Annotated in this window: 11 protein-coding genes; 7 read left to right on the forward strand and 4 right to left on the reverse strand. The window is 64.1% G+C overall.

Translation table 11 applies throughout. The annotated features are described in order from the left end of the window. Nucleotides 1-10: 10 nt before the first annotated feature. Nucleotides 11-2,437 carry a GcvT family protein gene (locus tag BLQ85_RS18185; RefSeq protein ID WP_074578977.1) on the forward strand — a complete coding sequence of 809 codons (2,427 nt, stop codon included), beginning with the start codon at nt 11-13 and terminating at the stop codon, nt 2,435-2,437. 6 nt (nt 2,438-2,443) lie between these two features. Here the strand turns inward: BLQ85_RS18185 and BLQ85_RS18190 are convergent, their stop codons facing one another. The 3 genes from BLQ85_RS18190 to BLQ85_RS18200 all read right to left on the reverse strand — a co-directional run bounded on the left by BLQ85_RS18190 (nt 2,444) and on the right by BLQ85_RS18200 (nt 5,221). Further along, a complete protein-coding gene (locus tag BLQ85_RS18190; protein WP_051001980.1) occupies nt 2,444-3,850 on the reverse strand; it encodes a sensor histidine kinase in 1,407 nt (468 codons plus the stop codon). 111 nt (nt 3,851-3,961) lie between these two features. Then, nucleotides 3,962-4,636: a response regulator gene (locus BLQ85_RS18195; RefSeq protein ID WP_007870259.1), complete on the reverse strand. Its 675-nt coding sequence runs from the start codon at nt 4,634-4,636 to the stop codon at nt 3,962-3,964. 102 nt (nt 4,637-4,738) lie between these two features. Further along, the gene (locus tag BLQ85_RS18200) at nt 4,739-5,221 is read right to left on the reverse strand and encodes a MarR family winged helix-turn-helix transcriptional regulator (RefSeq protein ID WP_139201051.1); all 483 of its coding nucleotides are present in this window, start codon (nt 5,219-5,221) and stop codon (nt 4,739-4,741) included. Nucleotides 5,222-5,412: 191 nt separating this feature from the next. On the opposite strand from BLQ85_RS18200, the gene recA reads away from it, so the two are divergent. After that, nucleotides 5,413-6,546 carry a recombinase RecA gene (gene recA / locus BLQ85_RS18205; RefSeq protein ID WP_074579186.1) on the forward strand — a complete coding sequence of 378 codons (1,134 nt, stop codon included), beginning with the start codon at nt 5,413-5,415 and terminating at the stop codon, nt 6,544-6,546. Nucleotides 6,547-6,619: 73 nt separating this feature from the next. Then, nucleotides 6,620-7,111, forward strand: a complete 492-nt coding sequence (recX, locus tag BLQ85_RS18210) for a recombination regulator RecX (protein ID WP_074578979.1) — start codon at nt 6,620-6,622, stop codon at nt 7,109-7,111. 2 nt (nt 7,112-7,113) lie between these two features. Here the strand turns inward: recX and argC are convergent, their stop codons facing one another. Next, on the reverse strand, nt 7,114-8,025 hold the full coding sequence (gene argC, locus BLQ85_RS18215; protein WP_074578981.1) for an N-acetyl-gamma-glutamyl-phosphate reductase: 912 nt from the start codon (nt 8,023-8,025) through the stop codon (nt 7,114-7,116). Between the two features lie 287 nt (nt 8,026-8,312). Here argC and sucC point away from each other — a divergent pair, with 287 nt between their 5' ends. The 4 genes from sucC to BLQ85_RS24925 all read left to right on the forward strand — a co-directional run bounded on the left by sucC (nt 8,313) and on the right by BLQ85_RS24925 (nt 14,277). Continuing rightward, nucleotides 8,313-9,473: an ADP-forming succinate--CoA ligase subunit beta gene (gene sucC, locus BLQ85_RS18220; protein WP_074578983.1), complete on the forward strand. Its 1,161-nt coding sequence runs from the start codon at nt 8,313-8,315 to the stop codon at nt 9,471-9,473. 18 nt (nt 9,474-9,491) lie between these two features. Continuing rightward, nucleotides 9,492-10,385, forward strand: coding sequence for a succinate--CoA ligase subunit alpha (sucD, locus tag BLQ85_RS18225; RefSeq protein WP_007870244.1), 894 nt, complete (start codon nt 9,492-9,494; stop codon nt 10,383-10,385). Nucleotides 10,386-10,513: 128 nt separating this feature from the next. Next, nucleotides 10,514-11,215 carry a TerC family protein gene (locus BLQ85_RS18230; RefSeq protein WP_007870242.1) on the forward strand — a complete coding sequence of 234 codons (702 nt, stop codon included), beginning with the start codon at nt 10,514-10,516 and terminating at the stop codon, nt 11,213-11,215. Nucleotides 11,216-11,529: 314 nt separating this feature from the next. Then, complete coding sequence (locus tag BLQ85_RS24925) at nt 11,530-14,277, forward strand: CHASE2 domain-containing serine/threonine-protein kinase (protein ID WP_074578985.1); 2,748 nt, start codon at nt 11,530-11,532, stop codon at nt 14,275-14,277. Nucleotides 14,278-14,287: the final 10 nt, after the last annotated feature.

Raw genomic sequence — 14,287 nt, forward strand, 5'->3', positions numbered from 1 at the left:
GGTTCGCACCATGACCACCGCGACTTTTCCCGGCCATGCAGAAATCATCATCGTGGGCGGCGGCATCGCCGGCTGCTCGGTGGCCTACCACCTGGCCAAAATGGGCAAAACCGATGTGCTGCTGCTGGAGCAGGGCAAGCTCACCAGCGGCACCACCTGGCATGCGGCCGGCCTGGTCGGCCAGATGCGGCCGAATCGCAACATGACGCAGATGAGCAAGTACGGCATAGAGCTGTATGCCTCGCTGGAGGCCGAGACCGGCCTGGCCACCGGCTGGAAACAATGCGGCAGCGTCAACGTGGCGCGCACGCCCGAGCGCATGAAGGTGCTCAGGAAGCAGGTGGCCATGGCCAACAGCTTTGACGTCGAGTGCCATGAGATATCGCCGCAGGAAGCCGGCGACAAATACCCCATCATGCGCACCGACGACTTGCAGGGCGCGATCTGGCTGCCGGGCGACGGCAAGGCCAACCCGGCCGACCTGTGCATGTCGCTGGCCAAGGGTGCGCGCAATCGCGGCGTGAAGATGCTGGAAGGCATCGAAGTGACGGGCGTCATCACCGAAAACGGCAGAGCGGTGGGCGTGCGCACCGCGCAGGGCGAGGTGCGCTGCGAGGTCCTCGTCAACTGCGCCGGCCAGTGGGCGCGGCAGTTCGGCCGGCTCGCGGGCGTGAATGTGCCGCTGTATTCGGCCGAGCATTTTTACATCGTCACCGGCAAGATTCCCGGGGTGCACCCCATGCTGCCGGTGATGCGCGACCCGGACGGCTACATCTACTACAAGGAAGAAGTCGGCGGCCTGGTGATGGGCGGTTTTGAGCCGCAAGCAAAACCCTGGAAGATGGACCCGATTCCTTCGACCTTCCAGTTCGAGCTGCTGGACGAGGACTGGGACCAGTTCGAGCCCTTGATGACCGCCGCGCTGCACCGCACGCCCTGCCTGGAGACGGCCGAGGTCAAGATGCTGCTCAACGGCCCCGAGAGCTTCACGCCCGACGGCAACTTCATCCTGGGCGAAGCGCCCGAGCTGCGCAATTATTTTGTCTGCGCGGGTTTTAACTCGGCCGGCATCGCCAACAGCGGTGGCGCGGGCCGGCTCATGGCCGAATGGATTGTGGGCGGCGAGCCCGGCGCCGATCTGTGGGACGTGGACATACGCCGCTTCGGCAGCTTCACCGGCAACCGCAAGGCACTGGCCGAGCGCACCGGCGAAACCCTGGGCCTGCATTACGCCATGCGCTGGCCGAGGCAGGAGCTGGAAACGGCAAGGCCGCTGCGCACCTCGCCGCTGTATGACATGCTGGCCGCCAAGGGGGCGGAGTTCGGCAGCAAGAACGGGTGGGAGCGGGCCAGCTATTTCAGGCCTCAAGGCCTGCCCAGACCGGAGCACACCTTGGGCAAACCCGGCTGGCTGCCCTGGATGATGGAAGAACAGAAGGCCACACGCGAAACCGTGGCCCTCTACGACCAGACCTCCTTCTCCAAATACCTGCTGCAGGGGCGCGATGCGCTGGCCGTGCTGCAGCGTCTGTGCGCCAACGAGATGGATGTGCCCGTCGGCAAGATGGTTTACACCGCCATGCTCAACGAGCGCGGCGGTTTTGAAAGCGACCTCACGGTGATGCGGCAAGCCGTGGACCGCTTCATGGTCATCACCGGCTCGGCGCAGACCGTGCGCGACTTCGACTGGATCACGCGGCACATAGCCGACACCGAACACGCGGTGCTGACCGATGTGTCGGCCCTGTATTCGGTGCTGTCGCTCATGGGCCCGAAAGCGCGCGAGCTGCTGGCGCGGGTCAGCCCCGACGACCTGTCGCCCGAGGCGCTGAAGTTTTCATGGACGAAAGAAATCGACCTGGGCTTTGCGCGTGTGCGCGCGGCGCGCATGAGTTATGTGGGCGGGCCGGGTTTTGAGCTGTATGTGCCGGTGGAAATGGCGCGCCATGTCTACCTCGCGCTCATGGAAGCCGGCCGGGCGCTGGGCATTCGCGACGCCGGCTATTACGCGCTGGATGCCTTGCGCATAGAGCAGGGCCGGCGTGCCTGGGGCGCGGAGCTGGGGCCGGACGAAACGCCGTGGGAGGCCGGTCTGGCTTTCAGCGTCAAGCTGGACAAGCCGGCCGATTTCATAGGCAAGGCCGCACTGCTCAATTCACAGGGCTTGGCGTTGCGCAAGAAGCTGGTGGCGCTGGTGTTCGATACGCCGCACGCTTTTGCCTGGGGCGGCGAAGCCATTGTGCTGGAAGGCCAGTCGGTCGGCGAGATTTCATCGGTCGGCTGGAGCCCGCTGGCCGGCGCCTGCGTGGCCTTGGCGTATGTGCGCGGCGGCAGCGCGAACCATGCGCATGACGGCACGCCGGCGCAGATCGAGCTGTGGGGTGAGCGAGTGGCCGTCAAGTTATACGACCGCTGGCCGCCTGCAAAATCCAGTTGAGTTCTTTTATGCGCCCTCGGGCAAATCCATGCCGACAAAACGCACGGTGACGCGTGTGCCCGGCGTTTGCGTATGGCCCGGCAGGGCCGCATCCTCGATCGAGATCGTCGCGCCGTGCTGCTTGGCGATCTCCAGGACAATCGCCAGGCCCAGGCCCGAGCCGTCCACATTGGTGCCCAGCGCGCGGTAAAAAGGCTGGAACACCAGCTCGCGTTCCGACTCCAGGATGCCGGGCCCCGAGTCTTCCACCAGCAGCACCAGCACCCCGCTGAAACGGTCGGTCATCAGCCGCAGCGTGACCTGGCCTTTTTCGGGCGTGTAGTTGATGGCGTTGTCCAGCAGGTTGCGCACCAGCTCCTTGAGCAGGGTCGCGTTGCCTTCGAGCTGCGTGGCCTGCTCGCCGGCGTCGGGCCCGTCGTAGCCCAGGTCTATCTGCTTTTCGAGCGCGCGCGGCACCGAGTCGGCCATGACTTCCGAGACGATGTGCACCAGGTCGATGTGCTGCTTGGCCAGGCTGCGGCCCGTGGTCTCGGCGCGCGCCAGGGCCAGCAGCTGGTTGACGGTGTGGGTGGCGCGTATGCTGGCGCGGCCTATGTGCTTGAGCGACTTCTTGAGTTCGTCGGCGTCGGTCTCGCGCTGCGCCAGGTCGGCCTGCATGCGCAGGCCCGCCAGCGGCGTCTTGAGCTGGTGGGCCGCATCGGCCAGGAAGCGTTTTTGGGTGGTCAGCGAGACCTTGAGCCGGCTCAGCAGGTCGTTGATGGAGGACACCAGCGGCGCGACTTCCTCGGGCACCGCGGTCTCGTCCAGGGGGCTCATGTCGTCGGACTTGCGCGCGCGTATGCGCTTTTCAAGCTGGGCCAGCGGCTTGATGCCGCGCACCAGCGCCAGCCATACCAGCAGCACGGCCAGTGGCAGCGTGACGAACTGCGGCACCATGGTGCCCTTGACGATTTCGGTGGCCAGCGTCTTGCGTTTTTCCAGCGTCTCGGCCACCTGCACCAGCACCAGCACCGGTTGCGAGCCGGCAGGCGTGCCCTTCACGTCCACCTTGAGCCAGGTGTAGGCCACGCGCACGTCCTCGCCCTGGATCACGTCCTCGCGCAGCCGCACCTCGCCGTTGGTGGGCTTGTCTTCGTCGGGCGGCGCGGGCAGGTCGTGTTCGCCGCTCAGGTGCTCGCCCTGCGTGCCCACCACCTGGTAGTAGACGAGGTCGGTGTCGTCGGCGCGCAGGATTTCGCGCGCGGGCGCCGTGAGGGTGAACTGCACCTGGTTGTTCTTGACCACCACCAGCTTGGCCAGGGCCTGCACGTTGTATTCGAGCGCACGGTCAAAAGGCTTGCCCGCGATGTTCTGCGCCACCAGCCAGGTCAGCGCCAGGCTGATGGGCCACAGCAGCAGCAGCGGCGTGAGCATCCAGTCGAGGATCTCGCCGAAGAGGCTGCGGCGTTCGCGCTGAAACAGCCTTAATGCCACGGCACGCTTTGGGTGAAAACCGGCGAGGCGGCAACAGCAAATATCAAATGGCTACCCTGGTATCTTTTCTAGGCAGTAACCGAGGCCGCGCACGGTCGCAATCCGCACCGGGCCTTTTTCAATCTTTTTGCGCAGGCGATGGATATAGACCTCGATCGCGTTGTTGCTGACTTCCTCGCCCCATTCGCAGAGGCGCTCCACCAGCTGGTCCTTGCTGACCAGCCGGCCGGCGCGCTGCAGCAGCACTTCGAGCAAACCGAGTTCGCGCGCCGACAGCTCCAGCATCTGGCCGTCTATGGTGGCGACGCGGCCGGCCTGGTCGTAGACCAGCGGGCCGTGCTTGATGGTGCTGCTGGCGCCGCCCATGCCGCGGCGTATCAGTGCGCGCACGCGGGCTTCGAGTTCTTGCAGGGAAAACGGTTTGGCCATGTAGTCGTCGGCGCCGTAGTCCAGGCCTTTGACACGCTCTTCCACGCTGTCGGCGGCCGTCAGGATCAGCACCGGCATGGCCGAGCCGCGCGCGCGCAGGCGCTTGAGCACTTCCAGGCCGTGCATGCGCGGCAGGCCCAGGTCCAGGATCAGCAAATCGAATTCGGTGTTGGTGAGCAGCGCGGCGTCGGCCTCGGTGCCGCTGGCCACGTGGTCGGCCGCCGCGCCGGAGGCGCGCAAAGTGCGCAGCAGGCCATCGGCCAGCACCTGGTCGTCTTCGGCAATCAGAATACGCATGGTTGTCTCCAGATATCAGCCCCTTGTGTCTTGGGGCGATTGTGTGTTCCCGGACAAATTCTAGGCTTTTGTCGCCTCCGCTTTGCTGACACGGCAATGCAATCAAGCGCCCGCATAAGCTTCCAACCCCAGCGCCACCACGGTGGCCACGTCATGTCCCACGGCCTGGCGGAATTCGTCCTCAGCCTGGCGCACCGCCTGGTGGAAGGCCTCCAGCCAGAGCAGGCCTGATTCGGTGAACACCACCCGCCGGGCGCGTTTGTCGTGCGGGTCGGGCTGGCGCGTGACCAGGCCCCAGGCCTCGCACTGGTCGACCAGGTCGCCCATGGCCTGCTTGCTCATGCCGGCGCTCTGCGCCAGGTCGGTCAGGCGCGAGCCGGCCACGGCCAGGTGGCGCGTGATGTGGATGTGGGCGGCGCCGACCTGGTCGCGCGCCGCCAGGTTGGACAGCGCCAGCGGCACCTCCACGCTGCTGGCCATCAGCGAGAGCACGCGCTCGTCGAAGCGGCGCAGCGCATGGCCCATGAGCCGCCCCAGGTGGGTCTGGCGCCAGCCGGCCTCGGTCGCGCCGAAGGGGCTGGGCATGGGGGCTGGGAGTGTCGTTTCCGCCATAAAGCCATGGTAAGCCATTTGATCAGGCAAACTGACTAAAAATAGGGTTTACTTATTTTTATGGCGCCCATAAAGTACTGGTCATGCATCCAGCGCTGTGATTAAAAGCAGAGGCTGGAATCCAGGCAAAAAGTTTTACATCATTGATTTTCAAGGAGTTTTTCATGGAACTGACCAACAAGCTGAATCCCGCCCAGAACCCCGTGCAAAGCGCCGCCCTGAACACCGAAAAGGCCAAGGCCCTGCAAGCCGCGCTGGCCCAGATCGAAAAGCAGTTCGGCAAGGGCACCATCATGAAGCTGGGCGACGGCGAAGTGATCGAGGACATCCAGGTCGTTTCCACCGGCTCCCTGGGCCTGGACATCGCCCTGGGCGTGGGCGGCCTGCCGCGCGGCCGGGTGGTTGAGATCTACGGCCCGGAATCTTCGGGCAAGACCACGCTGACCCTGCAGGTCATCGCCGAAATGCAAAAACTGGGCGGCACCTGCGCTTTTGTGGACGCCGAGCACGCGTTGGACATCCAGTACGCGCAAAAGCTGGGCGTGAACCTGCAGGATCTGCTGATTTCCCAGCCCGACACCGGCGAGCAGGCGCTTGAAATCGTCGACTCCCTGACCCGCTCCGGCGCAGTGGACCTGATCATCGTCGACTCGGTGGCAGCGCTCACGCCCAAGGCCGAACTCGAAGGCGAAATGGGCGACTCGCTGCCCGGCCTGCAGGCCCGCCTGATGAGCCAGGCGCTGCGCAAGCTCACCGCCACCATCAAGAAGGCCAACTGCACGGTCATCTTCATCAACCAGATTCGCATGAAGATTGGCGTGATGTTCGGCTCGCCCGAAACCACCACCGGCGGCAACGCGCTGAAGTTCTACGCCTCGGTGCGCCTGGACATCCGCCGCATCGGCTCGATCAAGAAGGGCGAAGAGGTGATCGGCAACGAGACCCGCGTCAAGGTGGTCAAGAACAAGGTGGCCTCGCCCTTCAAGACGGCGGAGTTCGACATTCTTTACGGCGAGGGTATCAGCCGCCTGGGCGAGGTGCTGGACCTGGGGGTGGCCGGCCACATCGTCGAGAAAGCCGGCGCCTGGTACGCCTTCAACGGCGAGAAAATCGGCCAGGGCCGCGACAACTCGCGTGAATTCCTCAAGGAAAACCCCGAACTCGCGATCGAAATCGAAAACAAGGTGCGCGAATCGCTGGGCATCCCGCTGGTGCAGGTTGCCGGCAGTGTCGATGCCCCGGCCGAGAAACCGGCCAAGGCCGAAAAAGCTGAAAAGCCCGCCAAGGCCGCAGCCTGATAGCTGCTAGCCAGCTTCGGAGCGCACAAGCGGCTGCCAAAAGGCGGCGCTTGTGCGGCCCCGCATATTGACCATGGACAAGCCCTCAGATCGCAAGCCCCCGAAACCCGCCTCCCGTGCGGGTTTTGGCCTTTCGCTCAAGGGCCGCGCCCTGCGCTACCTGGCGGGGCGCGAGCATTCACGGGCTGAGCTGGAACGCAAACTCGCGCCGCATGAGGAAACGCCGGGCCAGTTGGCCCAGGTGCTGGACGACTTGCAGGCCAAGGACTTCATCAGCGAGGCGCGTGTGGTCGAATCGGTGATCAACCGGCGCGCCGGCCGTTTTGGCGCGGCGCGCATCAAGCACGAATTGCTGGGCAAGGGCCTTAGCGCGGAGCGCGTGGCCGGCGCCATGGACAGCCTCAAGGGCAGCGAGCTGGAACGCGCCCGCGAGATCTGGCGCAAAAAATTCGAGGGGCCGGCGCCCGATGCGGCTGGCCGCGCCAAGCAGATGCGTTTTCTGGCGGCGCGGGGCTTTGGCGGTGAAGTCATCCGCCGCGTCGTATCGCAGACGGACGAGGACTGAGCTTACAAGCCCAGCATGAGTTTCAGGTTCTGCACGGCAGCGCCTGAAGCGCCCTTGCCCAGGTTGTCCAGCCGCGCCACCAGCACGGCCTGGTGGTGTTCTTCATTGGCGAACACGCGCAGTTCCATCTTGTTGGTGTCGTTGAGCGCCAGCGCATCGAGTTTGTTCGATTCGGGCGCGGCTTCCACGGTCACCCATTCGCTGCCGGCGTAATGTTTGGCCAGCATGTCCTGCAGCTGTGCGCCGGTCGGCTTGCCGGGCAGCAAATCCAGGTGCAGCGGCAGTTGCACCAGCATGCCTTGCTTGAAGTTGCCGACGGAAGGGATGAACACCGGGCGGCGTGACAGGCCGGTGTATTTCATGATTTCGGGCAGGTGTTTGTGCTTCAGGCCCAGGCCGTAGAGCTCAAACGCGGGCGCGGTGCCGGCTTCGTAGTCTTCAATCATTTGCCGCCCGCCGCCGGAGTAACCGCTCACCGCGGGAAGGCTCAGGGGGAAATCGGCCGGTATCGCGCCGGCGTCGACCAGCGGACGGATCAGCGCGATCGCACCGGTGGCATAGCAGCCGGGGTTGCCGACGCGATCAGCGGCGGCCACGGCGGCGCGCTGCGTCTGTGTGAGTTCGGGAAAGCCATAGACCCAGCCGGGCACGGTGCGGTGCGCGGTGGAGGCGTCTATGACCTTGGGCTTTTTGCCTGTGAGCGAGTCGATCATGGCCACCGATTCGCGCGCCGCATCGTCGTGCAGGCACAGGATCACCATGTCCACCTGCGCCATCAGCGCGCGCTTGGCCGCTGCATCCTTGCGCAGCTCGGGCGCGATGCTGACCAGCTCGATCTGCGGCATGGCTTGCAGCCGTTCGCGGATTTGCAGGCCCGTGGTGCCGGCTTCCCCGTCAATAAAAACTTTGGGCATGAATGAGGACTTCCAGGTACTGACAACAGAACGAAATATGCCAACAAGGCAAACCCAGGAGGTGTGCCGGCAGGCCAAAAACACCTTAAAAATGCCCAATTCGGGGCTATTTTGGGGTGTAAGCCGGGCACAAGAATTGTGCGTCGCACCATGATACAGTTCTGCGTTGCTGCCTGCAGTGACCGCCGACGTGGTTTTTTGGGCCGGTGTGGCCTGTTTCCGACACCCCACAGCCCTGTCCAAATCCCAGTTGCACCCCCTCTTTTACTGAATTCTGAAGGTTTTTCATGAAAATTCACGAGTACCAGGGCAAGGAAATCTTGCGCAATTTTGGTGTGCCTGTGCCGCGCGGCATTCCGGCGTTTACGGTGCAGGAAGCGGTGGAAGCCGCCCAGAAGCTAGGCGGCCCGGTATGGGTTGTCAAGGCGCAAATCCACGCGGGCGGCCGCGGCAAGGGCGGCGGCGTGAAGGTCGCCAAGACCATTGAGGACGTCAAGCGCATCGCCGGCGAAATCCTGGGCATGCAGCTCAAGACGCACCAGACCGGCCCCGAAGGCCAGAAAGTCCGCCGCCTCTATATTGAAGACGGCGCCGACATCAACAAGGAATACTACGTCTCGGCCGTGACCGACCGTGAATCGCAAAAGGTGGCCTTTATCGCCTCCAGCGAAGGCGGCATGGACATCGAAGAGGTGGCCCATTCCCACCCCGAAAAAATCATCAAGGTGTTTGTCGATCCGCTGGTCGGCATGACGGACGCCCAGGCCAAGGAAATCGCTGCCGGCATCGGCATGCCCGCCGACTCCGTGCCGCAGACTGTCGACATCCTGCAAAAGCTCTACAAGTGCTACATGGACACCGACGCGTCGTTGGTTGAAATCAACCCGCTGAACCGCAACAGCAAGGGCGAAGTCATGGCGCTGGACGCGAAGTTCAACTTCGACGCCAACGCGTTGTTCCGCCACCCTGAAATCGTCGCCTACCGCGACCTGGACGAGGAAGATCCGGCCGAAGTCGAGGCCAGCAAGTTCGACCTGGCCTACATCAGCCTGGACGGCAACATCGGCTGCCTGGTTAACGGCGCGGGCCTGGCCATGGCGACCATGGACACCATCAAGCTGTTCGGCGGCGAGCCGGCCAACTTCCTGGACGTGGGCGGCGGCGCGACGGCTGAAAAAGTCACCGAAGCCTTCAAGATCATGCTGAAGAACCCCGATGTCAAAGGCATCCTGGTCAATATCTTCGGCGGCATCATGAAGTGCGACACCATCGCCGACGGCGTCATCACCGCCTGCAAGGCCGTGAACCTCTCCGTGCCGCTGGTCGTGCGCATGAAGGGCACCAACGAAGACCTGGGCAAGAAAATGCTGGCCGACTCCGGTCTGCCCATCATTGCCGCAGACACCATGGCCGAAGCCGCGACCAAAATCGTGGCCGCCGTCAAGTAAGCCCAGGAGAACACAAGCATGTCGATCTACATCAACAAACACACCAAAGTCATCACCCAGGGCATCACCGGCAAGACCGGCCAGTTCCACACCCGCATGTGCCGCGACTACGCGAACGGCAAAGAGGCCTTTGTGGCCGGTGTGAACCCCAAGAAAGCCGGCGAAGACTTCGAAGGCATCCCGATTTTCGCCAACGTGACCGAGGCCGCCAAGGCCACCGGCGCCACGGTGTCCGTCATCTATGTGCCGCCCGCGGGCGCGGCCGCCGCCATCTGGGAAGCCGTGGAGGCCAACCTGGACCTGGCGATCTGCATTACCGAAGGCATTCCGGTCAAGGACATGCTGGAAGTGCGCAACCGCATGAAGGCCAAGGAAGCCGCCGGCGGCAAGAAAACCCTGCTGCTGGGCCCCAACTGCCCCGGCCTGATCACGCCCGATGAAATCAAGATCGGCATCATGCCCGGCCACATCCACCGCAAGGGCCGCATCGGCGTGGTCAGCCGCTCCGGCACGCTGACCTACGAAGCCGTGGCGCAGCTCACCGAAATCGGCCTGGGCCAGTCCAGCGCCGTCGGCATCGGCGGCGATCCGATCAACGGCCTCAAGCACATCGACGTGATGAAGGCCTTCAATGACGACCCGGACACCGACGCCGTCATCATGATCGGCGAAATCGGCGGCCCCGATGAAGCCGAAGCCGCCCAGTGGTGCAAAGCCAACATGAAAAAACCCATCGTCGGCTTCATCGCCGGCGTGACGGCTCCGGCCGGCAAGCGCATGGGCCATGCGGGCGCGCTGATCTCCGGCGGCGCCGACACGGCCGACGCCAAGCTGGCCATCATGGAAGCCTGCGGCTTCACCGTGACGCGCAACCCCTCGGAAATGGGCAAGCTGCTCAAGGGCCTGCTGTAAGGGCTGTAAGGCCGGAGCGGCGGTCGTAAGCATTACTACGAACGCCGCTTGCGCCCATACGGGCTAAACTCGCAAAAACAAAAAAAGCGCTGCACGGCGCTTTTTTTCATTCATAACAGGAGATAGCCATGTTTTTCGGACTGGACCTCGCGTCCCCGCTTTTCTGGAGCGCTTTTGGCTCCATCATCCTCGCCAACATCGTGCTGTCGGGCGACAACGCCGTGGTGATCGCCATGGCGGCGCGCACGCTCAAGCCCGAGCAGCGCGGCAAGGCCATCTTCTGGGGCAGCGCCGCGGCCATCGTCATGCGTATCGTGCTGACCATTGTGGCCATCCAGCTGCTGACCCTGCCCTACCTGAAGCTCATAGGCGCCATCCTGCTGGTCTACATCGGCGTGGACCTGCTCAAGGGCGAGGAAGACGAAGACGGTGAAGGCCATGAAATCAACGGCATGGCCGCCGCCATCCGCACCATCCTGATCGCCGACCTGGTCATGAGCCTGGACAATGTGCTGGCCGTGGCCGCCGCCGCCAAGGGCAACCTGCCGCTGCTGGTCCTGGGCCTGCTGGTGAGCATCCCGCTGATCATTTTCGGCGCCACCCTGCTGACCAAGGTCATGGAGCGTTTCCCCATCATCATCACCATAGGCGCCGCCCTGCTCGGCTTCCTGGCCGGCGAAATGCTGCTGACCGACCCGGCAGTGGCTGGCTATTTCGGCCCCGTCAGCGAGCAAACCGTGACCTTTGGCGGGATTCTGGGCGCCGTGCTGGTCGTGGCGCTGGGCACCTATCTCACCAAACGGCAGCAGAAAAAAGCCCCTTCCGCCTGAAATCCGCCCGCCCGTCCCGCGGCTTCGGGACGGGCGGCCGCCACTTGCCTGAAGCCCGCATGCCGCGGGCTTTTGCACATTCGCCGAAATACCACTTATTTGCAACAGTGGGCACGGCTGCCGTGCAAAAGTCCCTTGTCCAGCCGCACCCCGTCTGTTAATGTCCCCTATCAGGAGACTTGTAACCTGCCGAAACAAAAGGCGGCAGGCGTCGTCTGGTGCGCCAAAACGACGGCGATCACCAGCAGCCGGTAATACAAAGCAATTAAAAATCGTCTAGCTTATGCACAGCGAAACAGGACAAGGGACGGGTAGTGGCCAAATCATCTAGAAAGCTGAGTCAGTTCTGGCGGGCCGACTGGTTTGTCGGGGTCCTGGTGGTGCTGGCCGTCCTTTTTCTGCACGGCCTGACCGATTTCTTCGGCACCCTGGAGCGGCGCTACTACGACTTCGCGAGCACCAGTACCTCGCGCCAGCCTTCCGAGCGCATCGCGATCATCGCCATCGACGACCAGAGCATTGCCAATATCGGGCGCTGGCCCTGGCCGCGCGACGTGCATGCGCAGCTGATCGACCAGCTTTCGGCCGCCAAGGCCAAAACCATCGCGCACACGGCTTTTTTCTTTGAGCCGCAGACGGACCGCGGACTGGTGTTCATCCGCAAGATGAAGGAAGCGCTCGGCCCGGCCGCCGATCCGGCGACGGCGGCCCAGGGCGGCCTGCCCGAACAGCTCGGCAAGGTCATCGCCGAGGCCGAAATCGCCCTGGACACCGACGCCAAGCTCGCGGCCAGCATGGGCAAGGCCGGCAACGTCCTGGTGCCCTCTGTTTTCCAGCTGGGCGTGCCGCAGGGCCGCCCCGACAATCCGCTGCCGGCCTATGCCCTGAAGAGCGCGGTGGATGAAACCAACAACTTCTCGCTGCCGGCCATACGCGGGCAGCAGCCCATCGAGCAGATAGGCGCGGCAGCCGCCGGCATTGCCCACCTCAACCAGCTGCCCGACGTGGACGGCGCCGTGCGCCAGGAGCCGCTGCTGATCAATTACTACGGCAAGGCCGTGCCCTCCATGAGCCTGCTGGTGGCGGCCAAGAGCCTGAACCTTGGGCCGGCGGACATCAAGCTCAATGTGGGTGAGTCGGTGCAGATCGGCAAGCTGATGGTCAAGACCGACGAATCGGCCTTGATGCTGCCGCAGTTCTACAAGGGCAAGGACGGACGGCCCGCTTTCGCGGTGGACTCGTTCTACGACGTGATTTCCGGCAAGATCCCGGCCGCCAAGTACACGGACAAGATCGTGATCATCGGCGCCACCGCCGCGGGCGTGGGCACCCAGTTCCCGACCCCGGCCGGCCCCGGGCTTTCGCCGGCGGAAACCATCGCGCACATCACTTCCAGCATCCTGAGCGAGCATTTCATCGTGCAGCCGGGCTGGGGCGTGTGGGCCACGCTGGGCGTTTTGCTGCTGGTGGCCGGCTACCTGATCGCCGGCCTGCCCAGGTTGTCGGCGGGCAAGGCCGCCATCGTCACCTTGCTGCTGTTCCTGGTGCTGCTGGTGGTGGAGTTCAGCCTGCTGTCGGCAGCCGCGACCTGGCTCAAATTTGTCTTCCCCGCCGCGCTTCTGGTCATAGGCCACCTGGCACTGACCACCAAGCGCTTCCTCATGACCGAGGCCGGCAAGCTGAAGTCCGACGAGGAGTCGGCCGAAACCAACCGCATGATGGGCCTGGCGCTGCAAGGCCAGGGCCAGCTGGACATGGCCTTTGACCGCTTCCGCCGCGTGCCCTTCACCGACGCGCTGATGGACAACATGAACAACCTCGCGCTGGATTTCGAGCGCAAGCGGCAGTTCAACAAGGCCCAGGCCGTGTACGAGTACATGGCCACCTACAACAAGAACCACAAGGACCTGCAGTCCAAGCTCAACCGCGCCAAAAACCTGTCGGAGACGGTCATCCTGGGCGGCGGCGGCTCCCATCCAGGCGGCACCATGCTGCTGGACGGCGGCGCCGTCGAAAAACCTATGCTGGGCCGCTATCAGGTGGAAAAAGAGCTGGGCAAGGGCGCCATGGGCGTGGTCTACCTTGGCAAGGATCCCAAGATTGGCCGCGTCGTGGCCATCAAGACCATGGCGCTGAGCCAGGAGTTCGAGGGCGAGGAACTCGATGACGCGCGCGAGCGTTTCTTCCGCGAGGCCGAGACGGCCGGGCGCCTGCAGCACCAGAACATCGTGACGATTTTCGATGCCGGCGAAGAGCACGACCTGGCCTATATCGCGATGGAATTCCTCAAGGGCAAGGACCTGGCCGACGTCACCAAGGACGGAAGCCTGTTGCCGGTGCCCAAGGTGCTGTCCATCGTGGCGCGGGTGGCCGAAGCCCTGGCCTACGCGCACAAGCAGAACGTGGTGCACCGGGATATCAAGCCGGCCAACATCATGTATGAAATCGACAGTGATACGGTGAAGGTGACCGACTTCGGCATCGCCCGCATCACGGACTCCAGCAAGACCAAGACCGGCCTGGTGCTGGGCACGCCCAGCTTCATGTCGCCCGAGCAGATCGCCGGCAAGAAGGTCGACGGGCGCTCGGACCTGTATTCGCTGGGGGTGATGCTGTTCCAGATGCTGGCCGGCGTGCTGCCTTTCCGGGGCGATTCCATGGCCGAGCTGATGTACAAGATCGCCAATGAAGAGGCGCCGGACATCCGCATCATCCGCAAGGAGCTGCCGGCCCGGCTGGCCGAGGTTGTCGCGCTGTCGCTGGCCAAAAAACCCGAGCTTCGCTACCAGGACGGCGACCGTTTCGCCGCCGACCTGCGCGAAGTCATCGCGGCCCTGGAAGGTGGCGCGCCCTTGTCCGCCCCCGCACCTTCGCCCCGTGCCGCCCCGCCGGCCGCGCCTGCGGCCACATTCGACGCCACCGTGGTGCAGTCCGCCCCCGCCGCGCAGGCGGCCGAGCCCAGGGCCTATGATGCCACCCAGGCCTTGAATGCCGGCGCAGCCCAGACCTTTGACAAAACCGTTGTCTCCAGGCCGCCCGCCGCCGACAAAGATACCCAGTGACAACACGAAC

Source organism: Polaromonas sp. JS666, assembly GCF_900103405.1.
In the GTDB taxonomy this organism is placed as follows: domain Bacteria; phylum Pseudomonadota; class Gammaproteobacteria; order Burkholderiales; family Burkholderiaceae_C; genus Polaromonas.

Bases quoted from the DNA above. Each gene is read 5' to 3' on its own strand.
- BLQ85_RS18185 (WP_074578977.1), top strand. From the start codon at position 11: ATGACCACCGCGACTTTTCCCGGCCATGCAGAAATCATCATCGTGGGC.
- BLQ85_RS18190 (WP_051001980.1), bottom strand. From the start codon at position 3,850: ATGCTCACGCCGCTGCTGCTGCTGTGGCCCATCAGCCTGGCGCTGACC.
- BLQ85_RS18195 (WP_007870259.1), bottom strand. From the start codon at position 4,636: ATGCGTATTCTGATTGCCGAAGACGACCAGGTGCTGGCCGATGGCCTG.
- BLQ85_RS18200 (WP_139201051.1), bottom strand. From the start codon at position 5,221: ATGCCCAGCCCCTTCGGCGCGACCGAGGCCGGCTGGCGCCAGACCCAC.
- recA (WP_074579186.1), top strand. From the start codon at position 5,413: ATGGAACTGACCAACAAGCTGAATCCCGCCCAGAACCCCGTGCAAAGC.
- recX (WP_074578979.1), top strand. From the start codon at position 6,620: ATGGACAAGCCCTCAGATCGCAAGCCCCCGAAACCCGCCTCCCGTGCG.
- argC (WP_074578981.1), bottom strand. From the start codon at position 8,025: ATGCCCAAAGTTTTTATTGACGGGGAAGCCGGCACCACGGGCCTGCAA.
- sucC (WP_074578983.1), top strand. From the start codon at position 8,313: ATGAAAATTCACGAGTACCAGGGCAAGGAAATCTTGCGCAATTTTGGT.
- sucD (WP_007870244.1), top strand. From the start codon at position 9,492: ATGTCGATCTACATCAACAAACACACCAAAGTCATCACCCAGGGCATC.
- BLQ85_RS18230 (WP_007870242.1), top strand. From the start codon at position 10,514: ATGTTTTTCGGACTGGACCTCGCGTCCCCGCTTTTCTGGAGCGCTTTT.